The organism is Streptomyces sp. NPDC048191 (assembly GCF_040652655.1).
Classification (GTDB): Bacteria; Actinomycetota; Actinomycetes; order Streptomycetales; family Streptomycetaceae; genus Streptomyces.
Map to the genome: position 1 here is coordinate 172736 of NZ_JBEZMO010000011.1, position 21172 is coordinate 193907.

Annotated in this window: 20 protein-coding genes and 1 pseudogene; 10 read left to right on the forward strand and 11 right to left on the reverse strand. The window is 71.8% G+C overall.

What is annotated here, in order from left to right; translation table 11 throughout:
• Positions 1 to 640 precede the first annotated feature (640 nt).
• Together AB0D93_RS20020 and AB0D93_RS20025 are read left to right on the forward strand one after the other, a co-directional pair.
• Positions 641 to 955, forward strand: a complete 315-nt coding sequence (locus AB0D93_RS20020; RefSeq protein ID WP_362121003.1) for a hypothetical protein — start codon at positions 641 to 643, stop codon at positions 953 to 955.
• A gap of 366 nt (positions 956 to 1321) precedes the next feature.
• Complete coding sequence (locus AB0D93_RS20025; RefSeq protein ID WP_362121004.1) at positions 1322 to 1621, forward strand: hypothetical protein; 300 nt, start codon at positions 1322 to 1324, stop codon at positions 1619 to 1621.
• A gap of 139 nt (positions 1622 to 1760) precedes the next feature.
• Here the strand turns inward: AB0D93_RS20025 and AB0D93_RS20030 are convergent, their stop codons facing one another.
• Positions 1761 to 2183 (reverse strand): hypothetical protein, encoded by a 423-nt coding sequence (locus AB0D93_RS20030; protein ID WP_362121005.1) that lies wholly within the window; start codon positions 2181 to 2183, stop codon positions 1761 to 1763.
• A 247-nt stretch (positions 2184 to 2430) separates the two neighbouring features.
• Between AB0D93_RS20030 and AB0D93_RS20035 the strand changes: the two genes are divergently transcribed.
• On the forward strand, positions 2431 to 3576 hold the full coding sequence (locus AB0D93_RS20035) for a glutamate--cysteine ligase (protein WP_362121006.1): 1146 nt from the start codon (positions 2431 to 2433) through the stop codon (positions 3574 to 3576).
• A gap of 157 nt (positions 3577 to 3733) precedes the next feature.
• Positions 3734 to 4171: a PPOX class F420-dependent oxidoreductase gene (locus tag AB0D93_RS20040; RefSeq protein WP_362121007.1), complete on the forward strand. Its 438-nt coding sequence runs from the start codon at positions 3734 to 3736 to the stop codon at positions 4169 to 4171.
• Between the two features lie 40 nt (positions 4172 to 4211).
• Here AB0D93_RS20040 and AB0D93_RS20045 read toward each other — a convergent pair whose 3' ends face one another.
• Positions 4212 to 5021: a hypothetical protein gene (locus tag AB0D93_RS20045; RefSeq protein WP_362121008.1), complete on the reverse strand. Its 810-nt coding sequence runs from the start codon at positions 5019 to 5021 to the stop codon at positions 4212 to 4214.
• A gap of 347 nt (positions 5022 to 5368) precedes the next feature.
• Between AB0D93_RS20045 and AB0D93_RS20050 the strand changes: the two genes are divergently transcribed.
• Positions 5369 to 6010 (forward strand): phosphoribosyltransferase, encoded by a 642-nt coding sequence (locus tag AB0D93_RS20050; RefSeq protein WP_362121009.1) that lies wholly within the window; start codon positions 5369 to 5371, stop codon positions 6008 to 6010.
• Positions 6011 to 6044: 34 nt separating this feature from the next.
• Positions 6045 to 7457, forward strand: coding sequence for an RtcB family protein (locus tag AB0D93_RS20055; RefSeq protein WP_362121010.1), 1413 nt, complete (start codon positions 6045 to 6047; stop codon positions 7455 to 7457).
• Between the two features lie 42 nt (positions 7458 to 7499).
• Here the strand turns inward: AB0D93_RS20055 and AB0D93_RS20060 are convergent, their stop codons facing one another.
• Both AB0D93_RS20060 and AB0D93_RS20065 read right to left on the reverse strand, forming a co-directional pair.
• Positions 7500 to 7958, reverse strand: a complete 459-nt coding sequence (locus tag AB0D93_RS20060; protein WP_362121147.1) for an archease — start codon at positions 7956 to 7958, stop codon at positions 7500 to 7502.
• Positions 7959 to 8112: 154 nt separating this feature from the next.
• Complete coding sequence (locus AB0D93_RS20065) at positions 8113 to 8550, reverse strand: VOC family protein (RefSeq protein WP_362121011.1); 438 nt, start codon at positions 8548 to 8550, stop codon at positions 8113 to 8115.
• Positions 8551 to 8689: 139 nt separating this feature from the next.
• Between AB0D93_RS20065 and AB0D93_RS20070 the strand changes: the two genes are divergently transcribed.
• The gene (locus AB0D93_RS20070) at positions 8690 to 9205 is read left to right on the forward strand and encodes a hypothetical protein (RefSeq protein WP_362121012.1); all 516 of its coding nucleotides are present in this window, start codon (positions 8690 to 8692) and stop codon (positions 9203 to 9205) included.
• Here AB0D93_RS20070 and grpE read toward each other — a convergent pair.
• The 5 genes and pseudogenes from grpE to AB0D93_RS20095 form a co-directional block, all read right to left on the reverse strand.
• Complete coding sequence (gene grpE, locus AB0D93_RS20075) at positions 9171 to 9737, reverse strand: nucleotide exchange factor GrpE (protein WP_362121013.1); 567 nt, start codon at positions 9735 to 9737, stop codon at positions 9171 to 9173. The genes AB0D93_RS20070 and grpE overlap by 35 nt on opposite strands.
• 2 nt (positions 9738 to 9739) lie before the next feature.
• Positions 9740 to 11620, reverse strand: coding sequence for a molecular chaperone DnaK (dnaK, locus tag AB0D93_RS20080; RefSeq protein WP_362121014.1), 1881 nt, complete (start codon positions 11618 to 11620; stop codon positions 9740 to 9742).
• 163 nt (positions 11621 to 11783) lie between these two features.
• Positions 11784 to 12599: an alpha/beta fold hydrolase gene (locus AB0D93_RS20085; RefSeq protein WP_362121016.1), complete on the reverse strand. Its 816-nt coding sequence runs from the start codon at positions 12597 to 12599 to the stop codon at positions 11784 to 11786.
• A 109-nt stretch (positions 12600 to 12708) separates the two neighbouring features.
• A pseudogene (locus tag AB0D93_RS20090) lies at positions 12709 to 12841 on the reverse strand (gluconate permease); the annotation flags it as partial.
• A gap of 97 nt (positions 12842 to 12938) precedes the next feature.
• Positions 12939 to 13133 carry a hypothetical protein gene (locus AB0D93_RS20095; RefSeq protein WP_362121018.1) on the reverse strand — a complete coding sequence of 65 codons (195 nt, stop codon included), beginning with the start codon at positions 13131 to 13133 and terminating at the stop codon, positions 12939 to 12941.
• Positions 13134 to 13556: 423 nt separating this feature from the next.
• On the opposite strand from AB0D93_RS20095, the gene AB0D93_RS20100 reads away from it, so the two are divergent.
• Entirely contained in the window at positions 13557 to 14111 is a 555-nt protein-coding gene (locus tag AB0D93_RS20100; protein ID WP_362121020.1) for a L,D-transpeptidase family protein, read from the forward strand.
• A gap of 175 nt (positions 14112 to 14286) precedes the next feature.
• Here the strand turns inward: AB0D93_RS20100 and AB0D93_RS20105 are convergent, their stop codons facing one another.
• The gene (locus AB0D93_RS20105) at positions 14287 to 14730 is read right to left on the reverse strand and encodes a hypothetical protein (protein WP_362121021.1); all 444 of its coding nucleotides are present in this window, start codon (positions 14728 to 14730) and stop codon (positions 14287 to 14289) included.
• A 747-nt stretch (positions 14731 to 15477) separates the two neighbouring features.
• On the opposite strand from AB0D93_RS20105, the gene AB0D93_RS20110 reads away from it, so the two are divergent.
• Both AB0D93_RS20110 and AB0D93_RS20115 read left to right on the forward strand, forming a co-directional pair.
• Positions 15478 to 16638 carry a hypothetical protein gene (locus AB0D93_RS20110; protein ID WP_362121023.1) on the forward strand — a complete coding sequence of 387 codons (1161 nt, stop codon included), beginning with the start codon at positions 15478 to 15480 and terminating at the stop codon, positions 16636 to 16638.
• Positions 16639 to 16808: 170 nt separating this feature from the next.
• Complete coding sequence (locus tag AB0D93_RS20115; RefSeq protein WP_362121025.1) at positions 16809 to 19115, forward strand: FUSC family protein; 2307 nt, start codon at positions 16809 to 16811, stop codon at positions 19113 to 19115.
• A 149-nt stretch (positions 19116 to 19264) separates the two neighbouring features.
• Here AB0D93_RS20115 and AB0D93_RS20120 read toward each other — a convergent pair whose 3' ends face one another.
• On the reverse strand, positions 19265 to 21169 hold the full coding sequence (locus tag AB0D93_RS20120) for a glycosyltransferase family 39 protein (RefSeq protein WP_362121027.1): 1905 nt from the start codon (positions 21167 to 21169) through the stop codon (positions 19265 to 19267).
• Positions 21170 to 21172: the final 3 nt, after the last annotated feature.

Below are 21172 nucleotides of genomic sequence, written 5' to 3' on the forward strand. Positions count from 1 at the left end.
CCCCTGTTTTGTCGCGTACCGAGGGCGGACTTCCCGCGCTGGTCGCATTGATGTGCTGATTCTTACCGCTGGTACGACCGTGTGTGGTCGGGAAACCTGAACCGAATCATTTCGGTCAATGTCCGGCTGACCTTGTTTCGGGTCGTCCGCAGCTTTTCCGGTCGAGTGCCAAATGCAAGGTTAGGTGCTCATAGCAGAAAGAAACGCTATCTGTCCAGGTCAACGTTGTCAACTGCCGCCTCCTGTCGCTTCTTGCCTACTTCGAGGGTGGTCCGGCAGCCCGCCCTTTTACCGTCCTGTAATTTGCCGGACGGTTAAGGAAAGGATCCGGGCGCGATGCCTCGTGCCTTCGGTCACGCGAAAGCGCTTCCTGTGCCCGTTCGGGCAACCGTCATTGACCTGGGTGTCTCTGACTCTTAGTAATACTTTTGGAATGCCGTCACCGTCGTCGGCCGATCCGGGGTGATCCACGAGCGGCAAGAAATGCGCCAGGTTCGGCGTACCCGGGAGTGTTCCGCCGTAAAGCGCGCGACCCCTCAGCGGCCGTTCGGCCTGCGGCTGCTCTGCGGAAAGCGCGGCGGCCCGGGCGGGCCCGCGCTCGGCCGAGCGTCGTTTTCCGGACCGGGGCGCGAGAAGTCGGATGGAGAGTGGCCGCGTTGAGGGGCGTCGGCGTGGCGGCTCGGGCCGGCCCGCCCTGACCTTCGATCTCGTCGACTGGCCGTCGATCGCGGCCGGCGGCTTCTTCTGCCCCGAGTCCGTACCCGCATCTCGACTCGCCGACGAGTTGTCGGCGATGTTGTCCTCGCCCGACCCCGAGGTCCGCGACGCCCACGCCTACACCGCAGCGGCTCGCTGGATCCGAGAAGGACATCTCGACGACGTCCTCGAAGTGCTCGGTGACTCAGCCGCCAGTCGGTTCACTCGTCCGGAGGTGCACTGTGCGCACGCGGGATGACGGCACCGCACACCGAGTACCAGTACACACAGTTGGAGGACGCCCGGCTCGCCCGTGCGCTCACGCGTGTCCTCCAGCCTCCTGGCGTCGGCTGGCTCACCGTCGTGGCGCGGGCACTGGACGGCGGAGACCCCGGGCCGGTCCCGGTCTGGGCGTTCAACACCTTCGCCACGCTCCAGTCCTTCCACCTGCACCTGACGCGGGGCCGGCGAGGGCGTGCCGCCGCACGGCGAGGCGATCGCCGCACGGGTGGCCGATCTCCTTCGCCTGCCCTGCCCCTGGCTCGCCTGACAGGGGCAGTCCGAGCGATTACGCCCCGAAAGCCGATCGATCACGCCGTGAGGAACGACGTCTAGGATCATGGCCATGGACATACTGGGCTCTCTCGCTCTCGCCCTGGCCGTGCTCGGCGGCATCGTCGGTGCCGAAAGCCGCTTCGCACGAGCCGACCGGCGCCTCGCGCGCGTCGAGCGCAAACTCGACCTGATCATGGAACACCTGGGCCTGCGTGAGGAGTTCCCCCGGATGGACGAGGTGACCGCGCTCGTACGCGAGGGCAGGACGATCCAAGCGATCAAGGTGTACCGGGAGGTCACGGACGCAGACCTCAAGGAGGCCAAAGAGGCCGTCGACCGCCTCGGCCAGGACCTGTCCGGCAGGTCGTAGCCGCGCAGGGCCGGCCGTGACTGTCCGGCCCCGGCGGATGAACGTCCAGGCCGCCAGGAGGACGTGCTGCCCGCCGGGAGGCCCACGTGGGCCCGCCCCACGGAGAGCAGGTCGCCTCGCGGGGTGGCGGACCCGGGGGTCAGCCGATGAGTGAGCGGAACTGCTCGATCGTGCGGCGGCGCATGGTGAGGAAGGCGAGCCAGGAGCCGTCGCTGTAGTGCACCCGGAAGCGGGCCATCAGCTGCGTCCGGGGCCGGCGTTCGATCCGGGCCACCCAGGCCCGCGGCACCTCCCACACCGGAGTGCCGTCCAGGGGACGGACCAGCCCGACGCGCTGGTCGGTCACCCGCAGCAGCAGCGCGCCGGAGGTGCGTGGCATCCCCGCCGCGATGCTGCCCGCTGCACCGGACCGCGCGCCCACGGCGTTGACCAGCAGGCCTGCGACGGCCCCGCTGATGCCGACGCCCTTGGCGCCCGCGGCGGGAACGACCCTGCCGTACGCCAGCAGCTGTTCGCCGGGGGCCAGTTGACTGTGCGCGGAACGCTCCTGGAGGGCAGACATGCCCATGATCATAGGGGGTCCCCTCGCAGCCCCCTCAGCGGCGAACGGTGATGGTGGCCGGGTAACCGCTTGCCGCGGGGTCGGCCGAAGGCTCAGCATGACGTTTCCCACCCGTTGTTCGGCAGGGAGCGGCCCATGTGCCCGAGCGCGTGAACGGTGATCGCGAGCCGCGCGGAGCCCGCGACGAGTGGATGCCGGTGTCCCAAGTCTTCCGAAAGGGCTGGACGTGCCAGAGCCCCTTGATGCCGTGACGCCTGCCGCCGCCGGATCGGTGCACCCACCGGAGACGGCCGCACCGCCGACGGTCGGTGTGGAGGAGGAGTTCGTACTGGCCGACCGGCACAGCAGGTCGGCCGTCTACCGGTCCCTGTCCGTCGTGAGCGCCGCGCGCGCTCACCTCGGTGGGCCACATGCCACACCCGAGCTCGCGGAGTCCCAGGTGGAAACCGTCAGCGCGGTGTGCCGTACCGCCGTGGAACTGGAGACGGAGATCCTTCGATTACGCACGGGTGCGGCCGCCGCCGCGGCCGAGCACGACTGTCTGCTGGTGCCCAGCGGCATCGCGGTCCTCGGCCGTTCCGGACCACCACCCTTCCTCGACCAGGCACGTTACCGCGCCCTCGCGCGCCGCTTCGGACCCGTCATCCGCGGACAGGGCGTGAACTCCTGCCATGTGCACGTCGGCGTGGCCGACCGGGAGGAAGCCGTCCGGGCGGTCAACCACCTACGGGGCTGGATGCCCTTGCTGCTGGCCCTCACCGCCAACTCCCCGTACAGCGACGGGTCGGACACCGGGTACGAGAGCTGGCGCTCCATGGTGTGGAGCCGGTGGCCCTCGGCGGGGCCTCCTCCCTATCTGCGCGACGCGGCACACTACGCCTGGGTGGTCGACCAACTCGTGGCGAGCGGAGCGGCGTTGGATCCGGCCATGGTCTACTGGCACGTTCGGCCCTCCGCGCATCTGCCCACGATCGAGGTACGCATCGCGGACGTACTGCCCGACGCCGGGGCCACCACCGCGTACGCGCTGCTGGTCCGCGCCCTCGTCGGGCACGCCGTCGAGACGGTACGCACCGGCGAGCGCCCGCCCGAGGTGCCCGAGCCGCTGTTGAGGGCGGCATGCTGGCAGGCCGCCCGGCACGGGACGGCCGGCACCCTGCCCGCCACCCACACCCGGGACTGCGTCTCCACGACCGCGGGCCGGCTCACCGAGGAGCTGTGGAAACGGGTCGAGCCGCATCTCAGCCGCCACGGCGACGACCGGCGCGTCGGCGCCTGGCTCAGCGATGTCCAGCTCACCGGCACCGGCGCGGCACGGCAGAGGCGCGTCGCGGCACAGGACAAGGGCGGCTTGCAGGCCGTGGTGGACGACCTGGCGGTCGATCCACCGTGAACCCCGGGAGCCGACGCCTCGGCTCTGTCGCACATCGTAGTCGTCGACGCGCCTGCGTCCGGGCGTGGCCGTCTCCGTCCCACCGACGGCTGACGTTCCGTCAAAATGCCGCTGTGGCACAGTGGATCGTACGAGACGATCAAGGGAAAGGGCGGCCATGGCGGCGGAGTTGAACGAGCAGGTACGCAAGCGGCTGGACGAGCCGAACTTCTGGTACGTGGCCACGGTGACGCCGGACGGGGCGCCGCATGTCACGCCGATGTGGCTGGGGTTGGAGGACGGACTGATCGTCTTCAACACCTCGGTCGGCAGGATCAAGGAGGAGAACCTCCGCAACGACACCCGCGTACATCTCTCGCACGCCGACGCCGAGAACCCCTACGACCGGGTGCAGATCTCCGGCCGCGCGGTGCGCCTGGTGGAGGGCGAGGAGGCCGAGCGGGGCATGGACCGGCTGGCCCGCAAGTACCTGGGTCTGGACGGGTACCCCTGGCTGATCGAGGGCGAGCAGCGGGTACACGTGCTGGTGGAGCCGGAGCGCGTGCGTCACATCATCGGCGTGGAACCGTTCCGGCCGGGAGTCATCCCCTCCTGATCCGGCCGGGCACGGTCTGTGCGGACGCGCCCCGCGGATGTCACCGCATCGCGGGCCGGGACTCGTAGTGCAGGCTGTGAAAACGCCCGTTCTCCTCGTGGCCGGCGGGATCGTGGCCCAGCGCCCGCACCGCCGCGATCGCATACTCCTGCTCGCGCTCGTCGGTGAAACGCCGCTGGGGATAGGTGCGGGAGGCGTCGAGCGTGGTGTGCAGTCCGTGTGCGGCCATGGCCCGGACGATCGGGTCGTACGACACCGCCCGCAGCACGAACGCGCTGACCCATACCGGTCTGCGGGCGCTGTCCAGCAGCGCCGTGAACGTCCGGGCGGTGATGTAGCTGCCGCCGCCCGTCAGCGTGATCAGTCCGACCTCGGCGAGCGCGTGCCGCAGCCCGGGGCCGGGCGGGCCCTGTTCCAGGTCGTCGGTGAAGGCGGCGTCCAGGAGGCCCACCTCGACGGCGTACCGCACGGCGGGGGCCGCGACGTCCAGGCCGAACGCCGGCACCGCGTCCGCGCGGCGCCGCTCGGCATAGAACTCCCTGTCCCGGGCCGCGAGCTGCGCCGTCGACATCTCCTGGACAGCGGGGGAGGTGTACCGCTCGTACATGTCCGCCAGCGTCACGTCGTGGTTGAGCAGCGCGGCGTTGATCCCGTACGAGCAGCACACGTCCAGCACCGCCGGCCGGCCGGGGTGGCCGTCGTCGAGCGCCGCCCGTTCGGCGGCGGCCTGCCGGAAGACCGGCTGGGCGTGGTGCGGGATCTCGTACTCCAGCGGGGCCAGCCGGCCGAAGTACGTGCGGGGGTCCGGCCGGTCGTAGATGTCGTCGAACCGCGCCTTTCCGCTCGCCACGCTCTCGTCACCGTCAGAGCCCGACCCGGCCATGCCGTACCCCTCGTCGCAGGAAGCACCTCTGCCTCCATCATGTCCTGCCGTATGTGTCCTGGTATGTCTGCAACGCGGGGGTGCCCTGCGTGTCCGGTGTCGTGGGCCGCTGAAGGGGTACCCGGCCGAAACCCCTGGAGGGAGGTGTCGGCATGCCCGTGTACGAGCAGGACGGCCGGCGGTGCACGTCACCGGTCCGGAGGGCCGGACCGCCCGGCTCCCGGAGTACCGAAGCCTCCGACGGACCGTCGTAGGACCGCGCACCGCGGCCGGGTGGGGACTCGGCGAAGACGCGGGAAGGAAGTGGACACGGCATGCGGTTTCGAGATCGTGTGCACGCCGGACATGAGCTGGCCGAGCGGTTGCGTCTCCGGCAGGAGGCGGGAGCGCTGACCCACCCGGTCGTGCTGGCCCTGCCGCGAGGCGGGGCGACGGTGGCCCGCGAAGTGGCACGGGCCCTGGAGGCACCGCTCGACGTGCTGGTCGCGCGCAAGATCGGCGCGCCGTCCCAGGAGGAGCTGGGCGTCGGGGCGCTCGCGGGCGACGATCCTCCGCTGTTCGACAAGCGGTCCCTCGACTTCCTCGGGCTGAGCGAGTCCGATCTGGACGAGGTCGTGGAGCGGGAGCGGGCGGAGCTGCACCGCCGGGAGCAGCGCTACCGGCAGGGCCGCCCCGCGCCCGAGCTGCGGGACCGTACCGTGATCGTGGTGGACGACGGGGTGGCCACCGGGGCCACCGCGCGGGCGGCGCTGCGCTGGCTGCGCCGCCAGTCGCCGGAGCGAGTGGTGCTGGCGGTGCCGGTGTGCTCACCGGAGGCCGCGGACCTGCTGCGGCACGAAGCCGACGAGATGATCTGCCTGCAGCGGCCCGCCGGCTTCCTGGCCGTGGGGGAGTGGTACGAGGAGTTCGAGCAGCTGACGGACGACGACGTGCTCGCCGTACTGCACGGACAGTGACACCCGGGCGCGTCGCGCCGAGGCGGAGGCCGCGATGGATCTGGTCGAGGAACGATCCTTCCGCTACCGCATCGCACCGCACGGCGGTATGCGGGTGCCCGGCGTCGTGTTCGCCTCCCGGCAGTTGCTCGCGGACGCCGAGCAGTCCCTGGAGCAGGTCGTCCACGTGGCCGCGCTGCCCGGGATCGTCTGCGCCTCGTACGCCATGCCGGACATCCACTGGGGGTACGGCTTCCCCATCGGCGGTGTCGCCGCGACCGACGTGGACGCGGGCGGGGTGGTCTCGCCGGGCGGTGTCGGCTTCGACATCTCCTGCGGGGTGCGGCTGCTGGCCGCCGACTGCGACGCCGACGAGCTGCGGCGCGCACTGACCGCGGTGATGGACGGCCTGGACCGGGCGATACCGCGCGGGGCGGGCCCCGGCGGCGTGTGGCACCCGGACGGCCCCGGTGAGCTGGAGCGGCTGCTCGCCGGCGGCTCGCGCTACGCCGTGGAGCGGGGGCACGGGGAGGAGCGCGACCTGCTGCGCTGCGAGGACGGCGGCGCGGTCGGCGACGCGGATGTGACACAGGTCGGGCAGCGGGCCCGGGAGCGGGGTCTCGGCCAGGTCGGCAGTCTCGGCTCCGCCAACCACTTCCTGGAGGTGCAGCAGGTCACCGAGGTGTACGACCGCGAGGCCGCGGCCGCCTTCGGGATCGAGCCGGGCCAGGTGTGCGTGATGATCCACTGCGGGTCCCGCGGCCTCGGGCACCAGATCTGCACCGACCACGTGCGGTTCATGGACCGCGCCATGGCCCGGTACGGCATCACCGTGCCCGACCGGCAGCTGGCCTGCACACCGGTGGACTCGCCGGAGGGCCGGGCGTACCTCGGCGCGATGGCCGCGGCCGCCAACTACGGCCGGGCCAACCGCCAGTTGCTGTCGGACGCGGCCCGTGCCGTCTTCCGGCGCACCGCGCATGCCCGGCTGTCGCTGGTCTACGACGTCTCCCACAACCTCGCCAAGATCGAGACCCACCCGGTGGACGGCCGGCGGCGGCGGTTGTGCGTGCACCGCAAGGGAGCCACCCGCGCCTTCCCACCCGGGCATCCCGAACTGCCCGAGGACATCAGGGAGTTCGGGCAGCCGGTGCTGATCCCCGGCACACTCGGGACGGCGTCGTACGTGCTGGCCGGTGTACCCGGGGGCGACGCCTTCCACTCGACCTGCCACGGTGCCGGCCGCACCATGAGCCGGCACCAGGCCGCGCGCACCGTCACCGGCAGTGAGCTGCGGATGCGGCTGCGCCAGGCCGGGATCGCCGCGCGCCCGAAGTCCTGGCGGGGTCTGTCGGAGGAGACACCCGAGGCCTACAAGGACGTCGACGCCGTGGTCGCCGCGAGCGAGGGCGCCGGCTTGTGCCGTAAGGTCGCCCGGCTGGTGCCGCTCGGGGTGGTCAAGGGGTGACGTCGGCCGCCGGATGCCCGGCGCACGGGCGGCCGCGCACGGTCACACGTCCACGATCACCGTGCACGTCCAGCCGTACGAGTCCGGGCCGATGTGCAGCTCCTGCCAGGAGACACCCTTCGGCGCGGCGCCGACGACGGTGACGTCACCGAGGTCGGCGAGCGACAGCCGCACCTCCACTCCGCCGTCGTCGGTGGGCTCAGCCTCCACGTCCACCGGGACGCGGCCCGCGACCTCCAGCCGGAAGACCACCTCGTCCAGCAGCGCCACCAGCAGTTCCTCGTCGCCACCGGGGGCGAGACGGACGCGTTCGACGGCGGTGGGGTGCACGTCCGACACATCGGCGAAGGCGTCCACCAGGGCCCGAACCGCCTCGGTGAGGCAGTGCTCGCGGGTGGTGCCCCAGGCGTGCAGGCGTGTGTCGGCCGTGTGCGGCATCGCACAGTGGCCGTTCTCGCCCTCGCGCCGCGCCTTCAGTTCGTCGCCGATGTCGCCGACCATGGCCAACGCTCCGATGTTCGATCGATCTGGTGCAGTCGTCCACATGCGTCATTCATCGTTGCACTCCTTTCGCCGTTCCCGGAGCGGATCCACCACGCTGCGCGGGTGATGTCGGGCATCCCTGAACTGGACAGGCGCCTCCCTGTCCCCGCGCTCAGCCGGCCGGCGGAGGCTCTTCGCCGAAGACCCAGGGCGCCAGTACGACCAGCCAGCCGTCGGGGTCCTCGAAGGCGAGGGCGCCGTGTTCCGGCCAGTAGGGGTTCGCGGAGGGGACCGGGTCGTGCCCGTGGTCGGCCAGCCGTCGGGCGGCGACGGCGACGGCCTCCGGGCCCCGCAGGTAGAGCACCAGCTGGTTCTCCGGGTGCGGCTCGGGAATCCGGGGCGGCTCGCCGTGCTGCAGGAGCTCCATGTGCACCGGTGTGCCCGGCAGACCGAGGACGATGCCGTCGTAGCCCTGGTGACCGCGCCATTGGGCGAGGACCGGCAGGCCGAGGACATCGCGGTAGAAGGCGAGAACGTCGTCGTACTTCGCGGTCGGCCGCGCGAAACGGACCGCTCCCACGTCGAGGTGGCTGGGCCAGGAGTGAGACATGGGTCGATCCTGGCACGCCCCGGCCACGGGCGGATCGGGCCCGGGACCTACGACCGAAGACCTCCCGTGCCGGCCAGCGAGGAGGCCTCCGGCGCCCGGTCGCCCTCTCCGTGCGGGAGGATGGGAGGGAGGCGCTGACATGGCACGCATGCTCGTCGAGGCTGACGACCTGGTCGTGCGGCTGGCCTGGTGGGAGCAGGCAGCCGTACGCCGCGGTGACGTGCGTGTGCCGCTGGCCGCGGTGCGCCGGGTGACGGTCGAACCGGACTGGTGGCGTGCACTGCGCGGGGTACACCGGCACGGCATCCACATCCCCGGCACCCTGTGCCTCGGCACGCGCACCCATCCGGGCGGGAAGGACTTCGTGGCCGTGCGGCCCGGCCGGCCCGTGGTCTGCGTCGAACTGTGGCCGTCCGCTCCCTTCCGCCTGCTCGCCGTGGGCGCGGCGAGCGCACCCGAGGCCGACGCCGTGGCGTGCGAGCTCCGCCGGAGCGCACCCAGGGCCGACGCGTCCACGCCGTGGCGGCAGCCGCTGCCGGTGCCCGAGGAGCCGGACCCACGGCCGGCCGCCCTGCCGGCCATGGAGCCGGGGGCCCGCCAGAGTGGTCACCCCCCGGCCGTCACCCGCGCCGGTCCTCCTGCCCCGTGGACATGAGGCTCGGACACCGGCTTCCTGTCGCCGCTGTGCACCGGGGTCCCCCGCGACCGTGCCGGAGCGGGTTCATCGCGGGCGGTGGCGCGCCGGTGACCTCCACGTGGGCCGGACGGAGCAGCAGGGGACCGAGCCGGTAGCCGGGGCGCAGGATCTTCGTGCAGATCAGCTCGTCGGAGCCCGGCACGACGTGATGGGCGAGGGCGTCGTGGCACGCCGGGTCGAAGGGCTCGCCCTCCTCCCCGAACTCCTCGAGGCCCAGGGACCCCAGCTGGGTGCGAAGGGTGTTGTCGATGTCCTTCAGCCCCGTCGTCATCGGCTCGTGCGCGCACGTGCGGTCGACGGAGTCCAGGACGGGCAGCAGGGCGCGCAGGACGTTGGCCACGGCGATCTCGCGTACGGCGATGCGGTCCCGGTGCACCCGCTTGCGGTAGTTGTCGTACTCCGCCTGTACCCGCTGCAGGTCGGCCGTGCGTTCCTCCAGCTGACGCCGCAGCCGGCCGGCGTCCGTGTGCCGCGGACGGTCCTCGTCCATCGTCAGCCCGCTTCCGGCTTGTCGTCGTCGACGATCTCGGCGTCCACCACGTCCTCGTCGGAGGAGGCGGCGGACGACGCGGAGGAGGCGGCGCCGGCGGAGGACGTGTCCGCGCCGGAGGCCTGACCCTCCGTGCGGGACCTCTCGTACAGCGCGGTGCCGATCTTCTGCGCCGCCTCGGCCGTACGTTCCGTGGCCTGCCGGATCGCGGACGTGTCCTCGCCCTTCAGGCGCTCCTTCAGCTCCGCGAGCGCGCTCTCCGTCTCGCTCTTCGCGTCCGCCGGGATCCGGTCGGGGTTGTCCGCGATCAGTTTCTCGGTGGAGTAGACCAGCTGTTCGGCCTGGTTACGGGTCTCCGCGGCCTCCCGGCGCGCGCGGTCCTCCTCGGCGTGCTGCTCGGCCTCTCGGACCATGCGGTCGATGTCGTCCTTGGGCAGCGCCGAGCCGCCGGTCACGGTCATCTTCTGTTCCTTGCCGGTGCCGAGGTCCTTGGCGGAGACGTGCATGATCCCGTTGGCGTCGATGTCGAAGGCGACCTCGATCTGCGGCACTCCCCGTGGTGCGGGCGGGAGGCCCGTGAGCTCGAACATGCCGAGCTTCTTGTTGTAGGCCGCGATCTCCCGCTCGCCCTGGTAGACCTGAATGGTCACCGAGGGCTGGTTGTCCTCGGCGGTGGTGAAGATCTCCGAACGGCGCGTCGGGATCGTGGTGTTGCGCTCGATCAGCTTGGTCATGATGCCGCCCTTGGTCTCGATGCCGAGGGACAGCGGGGTGACGTCGAGCAGCAGGACGTCCTTGACCTCGCCCTTGAGGACACCGGCCTGGAGCGAGGCGCCGACTGCCACCACCTCGTCAGGGTTCACACCCTTGTGCGGGTCCTTGCCCGTCAGCTCCCGCACCAGCTCCGTCACCGCCGGCATCCGGGTCGAACCGCCCACCAGGATGACGTGGTCGATGCCCGCCACCTTGATCCCGGCGTCCTTGACCGCGTTGTGGAACGGCGCCTTGCAGCGCTCCAGCAGATCCGCCGTCAGCTGCTGGAACTGGGCGCGGGTGAGCTTCTCGTCCAGGTGCAGCGGGCCCTCCGAGGAGGCCGTGATGTAGGGGAGGTTGATGTTCGTCTCCGTCGAGCTGGACAACTCGACCTTGGCCCGCTCCGCGGCTTCCCGCAGACGCTGGATGGCCATCTTGTCCTTGGCGAGATCGATGCCGTAGTTGTTCTTGAAGTTCTGGGCCAGGTGGTCGACGATCCGCTGGTCCCAGTCGTCGCCGCCGAGGTGCGTGTCGCCGTTGGTGGCCTTCACCTCGATGACGCCCTCGCCGATCTCCAGCAGGGACACGTCGAAGGTGCCGCCGCCCAGGTCGAAGACGAGGACCGTCTGGTCGTTCTCCTTGTCCAGCCCGTACGCCAGCGCCGCCGCCGTCGGCTCGTTGATGATCCGCAGCACGTTGAGGCCGGCGATCTCCCCGGCTTCCTTGGTCGCCTGGCGCTGGGCGTCGTCGAAGTAGGCGGGGACGGTGACGACGGCGTCGGTGACGTCCTCGCCCAGGTGTGCCTCCGCGTCCCGCTTGAGTTTCTGCAGCACGCGTGCGGAGATCTCCTGCGCCGTGTAGCGCTTGCCGTCGATGTCGCCGTGCCCGGGGAACCGCCAGCCGTGCTCGCCCATGTGCCGCTTAACGGATCGCGCGGTGCGCTCGACATTGGTGACGGCCTGCCGCTTGGCGACCTCGCCGACCAGCACCTCGCCGTTCTTCGCGAACGCCACGACGGACGGCGTCGTCCGGGCGCCTTCCGCGTTGGTGACCACGGTGGGCTCGCCGCCCTCGAGCACCGAGACCACCGAGTTCGTCGTTCCCAGGTCTATACCGACTGGACGCGCCATCTGGACTCTCCCTCCTCGGCCGACCCCGTCCGCCACGCCGAGTACGAGTACCCCGGGTGGCGGCCGGATGATGTCCCCGGTCCAGCCCCTCCATTTTCGGCCACCTGGGTGACCTGTGCGAGCCCGCGGTGCGGGGCCCCCGTGCAGGGACGTCCGCGGCCGCTCAGCCGTGGGTGGGCAGCTGCGTGCTCAGGAAGTCCAGCAGGGCGGCGTTGAAGCGCTCCGGTTGCTCGGCGCCGGGCAGGTGTCCTGCGTCCTTGATGACGGCCATGGTCGCGTGGGGGACGAGGCGGTGGATCGCCTCGGCGTCCGCGACGGGCGTGTAGACGTCGTCCGCGCCGACGACGATCAGTACGGGCTCCCGTACGGCGGGCAAGGAGTCCCGGTAGTCGGGGCGTTCGGCGCGCCCGCGCAGTGCCGCCGCGGCGCCGCGGGGGTCGGTGGCACGCATCATGGCCAGCACTCGCTCGGCGACGTCCGGCATCGCGGTGACGTTGTACGCGGCGAGCATCTTGTCGATCACCTCGCCCGCGTAGCCGTCCATGCCCTCGGCCAGGAGCCGGTCGGCCAGGCGGTTGCGGAATTCCCTGCCCTCCTCGGTCTCGGCGGGGGCGGAGGTGTCGGACAGGACGAGGGCGTGCACCCGGCCCGGATGACGGCGCTGGAACTCCATCGTGATCTGACCGCCCATGGAGACGCCGCCGACCACCGCCCGCTCGATGGCCAGGTGGTCGAGGAGGGCGGCGAGGTCGTCGGCGAAGTCGGAGAGGAACACCTTGCCGGGAGTGACACCGCTGCGTCCGTACCCGCGCAGATCGGGGGTGATGACCCGGTATCCGGCTTCGCTCAGTGCCCTGGCCTGGGGCGCCCACAGAGTCCGGTTGAACGGGTGCCCGTGGATCAGCAGGACCGGCAATCCGGTCGAGGGGCCGAGGTCGTCGTAGTCGATGGTGGCGCCGCGCAGGTCTATGGCGTTCATGCCCGGCACCCTAACTCCATGATCGGCAGGGCGGCGGACGATTTCCGCGTGACGGAGACGTGGGCCGGTCACACGTGGAAGGCGTCGAGACTCGGCTCCATGGCGAGGACAGGCCGTGGAACAGGGTCGGTCCGACCGAGGCGTGGAAGGAGGCGGCGACCGAGGCCGGGCCCGGGTGAGGGGGGCAGGGAGCTGTGCATGGTGGACAGGGCGATCGACATCGGCAGCCCGACCCACGGCAAGGGGACGGGGGAGCGAGCGCATCCCGGTCGTGGTCGACCGTAGGTGCGCCGGGCCGGCCGGTACACCACTGCCCGGCCCGGCGGTGTCGGCTCCTGCCTAGACGTCGCGGCAGGGGACGCGTGCCGCGAGCTCGGCCGCGAAGTGCCGGGCCTGCGCCCCCCAGTCGTGGTCGGTCGAGCCGAAGTGCTGGAGGACGCCGAGCAGTTCGTGTGCCTCCGAGAGGGTGAACAGGGGCAGCCGCGGATCGTGCGGCTCGGGCATGCCGAGTGAGAAATGCAGGAGTTCGTCCATGCCGGGGCAACGGGTGCCGACTTCACGGGTTACGGTCGTCCACCAGGCCTGGGCAGTGTCTTTGCCCGCGTCTTTGCCGAAGGGTGTCCGTCCGCGTCGGCCGGGACGACGGTTGGGCCGGATGCCGCGTCCGGATGCGGGGTGCGTCCGGTTCGGCACAGGATCCTGATCATGCGGATGTTGATGGAGACCCCGTCCTCTCGTCGCCGGATACGACGGGGCGGTGTGCGTGGTGTCATATGCGCGGTCCTGGCCTGTGGAGTCCTGCTGACTGCCGTCACGGCATGCGGCCGCAGGGCCGAGCCGAAGATCGTCGGCGGCGCCCCGGGCGCCGCGTCCGCGTCTCCCGGCCATGTCCCGGGCACGGCGTCCGCCGCTCCCCGTCATACTCCGGGCGCTCGCCCTCCGGGTGTCGGAGCCCGGATGTGGAACCGGGTACCGCCCGGCACCGGACAGGCTTTGGTCGTCTACGGCGAGGGCCGGGACTCCCCCTACAGTTTCGCCGTCCTCTACCAGAAGCGGGGCTCCACCTGGAAGCGAACGGACGGCTGGCCCGCGCACAACGGCAGGCTCGGCTGGACGACCGACCATCACATGGACGACGAGCAGACCCCCGTCGGTGTCTTCACTCTCACCGACGCGGGAGGCACGCTCGAGGACCCCGGGAGCCGACTGAGGTACTGGCAGGACGACGCGGCCTACGAGGCCATGCTGAAGCCGGAAGAAGAGCACGCTCATGACTTCGACCACGTCATCGCCATCGACTACAACCGGGTCAAGGGTGCACCGCCCTTCGACTGGAGCCGCCCCGCCGGGGCGGACAAGGGCGGCGGAATCTGGCTGCACACGGACCACGGTGACGGTACGTCGGCCTGTGTCACCCTTCCGAAGTCCGGAATGAAGACACTCCTGCGCACCCTGGATCCGGCGCGGCATCCCGTCGTGGTGATGGGCGCCCGGGACCAGCTCGCGCCCTGAAGCCTGGCCGGCCGGGCCGGCGCCCGCGGGCAGACCGGGGCATGGCCTCGGGGCGCGACGCAGTCGGCGTGACCCGTCGGCCGCGTCGCCCGAGCCCGTGTGTCCGGCCGCGCCGGGCCCCTCCACGACCGGACCGTCAGCGGTGGCGGTGGCGTGAGGCCGACCGGTGACGGGATCAGCCCCGCTTGGAGTTGATCTTCACGATGCAGTCGGTGGAGAACTTCCACCAGCCCGTGCGGATGTGATGCCACGTCTTGTACGTAACGCCGGTGTGCGCGCACGCGTACCAGCCGGAGTAGCTCGTGCCCGGCGCGATGTAGAACGCGTCGATGTCCCTGTGCTGAGGTGCCCCGTAGACGCTGTGGGGCTTGGCATAGGCGACCTGGGCGGGCCGGCAGCCGTGGGTCTGGTAGTCCTGGTCGCGCCCGCCGCCGGACCAGTTCAGGCAGACGGCGATGTGGGTGTTGGTGTGGTTGTAGATCGTGCCGCAGACGTTGCCGATGCAACCGCCCATCGGTGTCATCTCGCCGGCGGACGCTGTCCCCGCCCCACCCACGAGACCACCGGCGGCGAGCACGCCCGCCCCGACGGCCGTACCGATCTTCGCGCTGAGTCGCATGGTCGCTCCAAGTGCGCCGTAGACAGCGGGTCGGCGCGGTCCCCGTCCACCGTGGATCACGGCCCAACGAGCGTGTCGGGCCGCGGCGGGCGAGGACAAGACTTCCGTGTCCCGCTCGCCCCCTGGGACGCGAGACCCGCCCTGACCAGCGCCGATACGGCGAAACGGGACGGCCATGCGGCAGCACCGGCCGCGCCTCGGGGCCGTCCGGGCCCGCCCTCCCCCCCCGCCCCTGTTCAGCCGAAGTGCGGGCGGCAGGCCGTGAGCGCACCGGGCAGGCCGGCGACGACGTCCCCGTCTCCGGCTGCCGTCTGTTCGGGCCCACCCGCCGCCCTTGCCGGCTGAACCTCCGGGCCGCCACGCCGATCACAACTCCGAGCCGATGACCGCCTGTTCAGTAGCGCCCCGCGTGTTGTGGGCCGTCGCCGACTTGTCGACGGCAGACTGGGAGGCCCGAGCCCGGAGCAGGCCATGTCGATCGAGCAGCGGTGGGCCGAGTCGGGTGTTACGCTGCGGCCGGCGGTCGAGGTGCCGCCCGGACTGGAACGCCCCTGTGCCCGGGTCCGCGTCCACGCCCGTCGGCCGCCGTGGAAGGGCGCCGACCCGGTTCCCGCTGGATTCGTCCGGCGGCGGCTCGCCGCGTGGGCGCGGAAGAGGCTGACCGGTCCGTACGGCTCAGGTGGCCGCGGCGGGACAACCGTCGCCCTGGTCTGTCCCTCTTCCTTTGCGAGCGAGAGGGGGGCCGTCATGAGGGCGAACTGGCAACGGGCGGTGGCCGTCGGTGTATGCGGCGGCGTGCTGAGTTGTGGGGGTCTGGTGGGGCCGGCCGCCGCCGACGAGGACCCTCCGACGATCAGTCAGGCGTTCGCGGGCCCACGACCCGGCGAGGCCATCGGTATCGATCTGCTCAACTACCAGAGGAAGCCGGGCGTACCCCTGGTGGCCGAATCGCCGGTCTTCGCGGCCCCCGTCCGGATGGACGACCCGGCGGGGGACACCGGCGGGGAAGGCGTCAAGGCGCCCATCCCGGCGTCGGCCGAACCGGGAACGTATCCGCTCGTCGTCAGGGCCCGGGGCAAGATCGTGGCCCGGGACACCATCGTGGTCAAGCCTCCGAAGCGTCCCTCCATCGACGTGGACGAAGACGGCGCGAGGCGGCCGGGTACCACCGTGAACCTGTTCTTCGACGACCTGTACCCCGGAGAGACCGGCAACTCCTTCACGGCCCACTCGACGGCGTTCACCTCGCCGGCCCGTCTGGCCCACGACAAGCAGGCCTGGAACAACACCCGCACGTTCAACGCCCTGAACGTGCCCATGTCGCACACCCTGAAAGACGGGACGTACGCGGTGTGGGTGACCGACGCGCACGGGAGGCGGAAGGCCGAAAGCCGGCTGGAAGTCCGCTCGGCCCGCCCCGGCGACGACGACTATCTCGGCAAGGCCGAGGGCCCCGCGTTCTTCGGGCAGTCGGGCCGTCTGTTCAACGCGCGGGCCAGGGGTTTCACGATCGCGGCGGGCAGCACCGTGTACGTCAGGTGGCAGGACGCGTACCCGGACCCCGGGGAGGAGGAGCGGATGACCGCGACATCCCCGGCGTTCCGGGCCCCGGCCAGGCTGAGCTTCGATCTCCCCAAGGGGCATGAGGGGGATGACCCGATCTTCTGGGGTGCGGCGCGGATCAAGCCCGGCCTGAGACCGGGTTCGTATCCCGTCACCGTCGTCAGCCACCGCGGGCGGGTGAAGAAGACCAGCTACCTCACCGTCAGCCAGGGCTCCGCTCGTGGCGACGGTGACGACGGACTGCCGACCGCGGTGTGGGCGGGCGTGGGCGGCGGGGCCTTGGTCCTGGGCGCCGGCGCAGCGGCCCTGCTGATCCGGAGGCGCGGGCGGGCGCCCCTCGCCTGACCGGGCGGCCGGGGCGAAAGGGCCCCGGCGGGCGGACGATCGCGAGAGCCCGCAGCCCCGTCGTGATCGTCCGCACTGGGGTTGCGGAGGCCCGCTCCGTGTCGGCATATGAAGGGTGTGGCGCGGGGGCGTCGTGGCCGGCCGCGTGACGGTGTCGGCGGGAGGTGTGCATGTCCGTGCGGATCCCGGGACCAAAGCCGGCCGTGCCCCGCTGGGGGACGTGGTGGAGCGAGCGCGATCCGGATCTGGCGGCGACACGGCGGGCCGGGCGGACCGCGATCGTGATGCCGGCCCTGTTCGCGCTGTGCGGTCAGGTCCTCCACTCCCCGACGATGGCGAGTTTCGCCGCGTTCGGATCCTTCTCGATGCTGCTGTTGGTCGACTTCAGCGGCCCGATGGTGGAGCGGGTGCGGGCGCAGACGGGGCTCGCCGTGGCCTGGGCGGTCCTGATCTGCGTGGGGACACTCGTCGCGCGCGTGACGTGGCTCGCCGTGGTCACGACGCTGCTGGTCGGCTTGGTGATCCTGTTCTGCGGTGTCGTCAGCTCACTCCTGGCGGGCAGCGCGACCGCGCTCCTGCTGGCGTTCGTCCTGCCGGTCACGACCCCGGTGCCGCTCTCCCAGTTGCCCGAGCGTCTCGCCGGCGCCGGGCTGGCGGCAGCGGCGGCGGTGCCCGCGGTCTGCCTGCTGTGGCCGCGGCCCGTCGCCGATCCGCTCACCGCGCCCGCGGCCCAGGTCTGCCGTACCGCCGCCACACACCTGCGCACGGATGCCTCCGGACTGGGCGGACACGGACCCGTGGCCGACGCCGCGCAGCGCCGGGCCGCGGCCGACCGGACCGCCGACGCCAGCGCGGAACTCCGACGCGCCTTCGACACCACCCCGTACCGCCCCACCGGCCTGTCCACCACCTCGCGCGCCGTGGTCCGCCTGGTCGACGAGCTGACCTGGCTGAGCACCATCCTGGCGGACCGGCCCGCGTACATCGGCGAGCCTCCGCCCTGCGACCCGGCCGCGCGCACGGTGCGCCTCGTCGCCGCCGACGTCCTGGATCACGCCGCGGACCTCCTGACGGGCCTGCGCGGGGACACCGGACCGCTGCATGCGGCCATGGCGGAACTGCGGGCCACCATGAAAGGGATGGAGACGAGTTCCACGGTCCGCCTCCCCGCCGACCACCCGGTCGGCGACAGCGCGGCGGACGTCTTCGGGTTCATCGCCACACTCGACCTCTCCTTCCGCGCCCAAGAGCTGGGCTTCGCCGTCCTTCAGGTCGCCGGCAACGTCGAACTGGCCGCCGGCGCATGGCAACGCCCCTGGCTCGACCGGCTCCTCGGCCGTGAACCCGGCGAGCGGACCGCACCGCTGGCCCTGGCCGGCGAACGGGCCGCAGCGCATCTCGGACGGCGCTCGGTGTGGCTGCACAACAGCCTGCGAGGCGCCGTCGGACTCGGCATCGCGGTGCTCCTCGCCGACCTGACGGGGGTGCAGCACTCCTTCTGGGTGCTGCTCGGCACCCTGTCCGTGCTGCGCTCCAACGCGCTCAACACCGGCCAGAACGCCCTGCGCGCGGTGCTCGGCACCGTGCTCGGCTCCTTCATCGGGGCCGGGCTGCTGCAACTGATCGGGCACCACGGCACCGCGCTGTGGTTCCTGCTCCCACTCGCCGTCCTCGTGGCCGGCATCGCGCCCGCCGCCATCTCCTTCACCGCGGGACAGGCCGCCTTCACCGTCACCCTCGTCGTGCTGTTCAACATCGGACAGAACCCCGACTGGCACATCGCCCTGCTCCGCGTGCAGGACATCGCCCTGGGCTGCGCGGTCAGCATCGTCGTCGCCCTGTTCTTCTGGCCCCGCGGTGCCGCAGCCGCCGTTCACAGGGCTCTCGCCGAGGCATACACCGACAGCGCCCGCTACCTGGTCGACGCCGTGCACTACGCACTCGGCCCTGCACACCCGGCCGATACCACCGCTCCCGCCGGCGAACCGGTGCAGCGCAACCGCGAGGCGGCGGCCGCCGCCCGCCGCCTGGACGACGCCTTCCGCACCTACCTGGCGGAACGCGGTGCGAAGCCCCTGCCGCTCGCCGACATGACCGCGCTGGTCACCGGCGTGGCGGCACTGCGCCTGGCCGCCGACGCCGTGGTCTCCTTGTGGCGGGGGGCCGGTCCGGCGCACGGAGACGCCGACCTGACCGATGCCCACCGTGCCATCGTCGGCGCCGCCTCCTGTGTCATGGACTGGTACTGCGGCTTCGCGGCGAGCCTCGGACACAAGGCGCCCATCCCCGACCCCGTCCCACTCCTGCCCACGTCCGCGTCGCAGCTCGTGGAGTCCGTCCGCACCGACCTCGTCGACGGGCGGGGCCAGGCCACGGCGACGGCCGTCCGCATCATCTGGACCGGTGACCACGTCGACGTCGCCCGCCGCCTCCAGCCGAGCCTCGCCGCCGCGGCGCAGGGGAGTGCCGTCCGCTGACCTGCCGGGTGCCGTGCTCGTGCGTCACCGGGAACAGCCCGTCCTCGGCATCAAAGCCGTGCCCGGCGCGCAAGCCGAGCACTTTCGGCGAGTCCCGGATGCCGGCACCGGGATGCGCCCGCCGGGGCACCCGGCGCAACCCCCGAGCCTCAGCCCTTCCCACCGCAGTCGTAGAGGCGGAAGCTGCCCTTGGTGCGCCAGCCGTAGTCTCCGGACCGGATGCGCGTGCAGTGGGCCTTCACCCAGGTTGTGGCCGGGGTGGTGGGTCGTACGGGAGTGAGCAGCGCGTAGCGCAGCTGGTGAGTGGTGACCAGCGTGGCGAGTTGGCCGGCGGTGGGGAAGGGGGTCTTGCCGGTGAAGCCGCCCATGACGAGGATCGGCTCGGACCGGGCGCGCAGGAGGCGTTCCGCCGGGTAGGCGGCCTGGGTCGCGAGCAGGTACTTCTCGCCGTGACGGTGCGCGGTGAGGTAGTCGAGCAGGGCGGTGTCACGGCTGCTGGGATCGTCGAGCCCGACCCGGCGAAGAGCGGACCGGTGGTGGACGGCCTTGTGGTAGGTACTGCCGACCGGACCGGCTGTCGGCGATGTGGACGCGCCGGCGTACAGCGGGTCGAGACTGGAGGCGGCCCAGGCCGTGGGGACCAGCAGAGTGGCCGCGATTCCGACGGCCAGGGAGCCCTGGAACAGGACTCCGGAGGAGTCCGAGCCGCTGATGTACAGGCCCATCGCGCCGCACACCGCGAGGATCACGGCCAGCGCCACCAGCCAGGAGGCGAACGCGGTCGGCAGGTCGAGGACGAGCGCCCAGGCCACCGTCAGCAGGATCGCCGCGGGCAGGAGCAGGCGCCGCCGACCGCCTGCCTCGTACTCGGACCGGAGGAGCGCGAGGCCGCCCCCGGCGAGTGCGGCGATCGAGGGTGCGAGCACGGCGGTGTAGTAGGGGTGGTTGCCGTTGGAGACGCTGAACACCAGGGCGTGGATGGCCAGCCAGCCGCCCCACAGGAGGAAGCCGGCACGCAGCAGGTCGGTTCGCGGTTCACGGGCGCGCCAGACCAGGGCCAGTACGGTGGCGAGGACGGCGAGCGGCAGGAACCAGGCGATCTGCGGGCCGACGGTGTGGTTGACCAGCATGCTCCAGCCGGTGTTTCCGGAGGTCCGGCTGGCGGCGGTCCCCGATACGGCGCCGAGCGCGGTGTCGTCGTCGCTGAAACGGCTCAGGCCGTTGTAGCCGAAGACCAGGCTGAAGGGATTGTTGTTGGACGTGCCGTCGACATACGGGCGGGCTCCCGCCGGCGTCACCCAGGCGAGCAGTGCCCACGAGCAGGACACGGCCAGCGCGACCGCACCGGCCAGCAGCAGGCGCAGGGCTCGTTGCAACCGGGTTTTGCCCGCGGTGAGTTGGTAGACGGCGGCGAAGACGGGCAGGACGAGCCAGGCCTGCAGCATCTTCGTCTGGAAGGCGAGCCCGACCCAGACGCCGCAGGTGATCAGCGGGAGCAGCCGTCCGGTCCGCACGGCCTTCTGCAGGGCCCCGGCGCCCGCCACCAGCAGCAGAGTCAGGGTGGTGTCGGGGATGGTGGCCCTGTTGAGGACCACGGTGACCGGCGTGAGGGTGAGCGTCAGCGCGGCGATCAGCGCGGCGAACGGCCCGGCCCAGGCCCGCACGATCCGGTGCAGCAGCCATACGGTGAGGACGCCCTCGACGACCTGTGGCAGGGCGGCCGCCCAGGTGTGCGGGCCGAAGAGCCAGACGGCGATGGCCTCGGGCCAGAACGCGCCGGGCAGCTTGTCCAGGGTGATCGAACCGCTGGTGTCGAGCCCGCCGAAGAAGAAGGCCCGCCAACTGGTCGCCATCGACCGTATCGCCGCGCTGTAGTAGGGGTGGATCGCGGCGTGCCCGATGCCCCAGGCGTACAGCAGTGCGGCGAGGACCAGCACTGCGGCCAGTGCCGGGAGTTCCCAGCGCGCCGGGGCTTCCGGCCGGCCGCCGCGGCGGCGCGATGCCCGGGTGTGCCCGTGGGTGCCTGCGTTCTGGGCGGTGGGGATGGTGGCCATGGC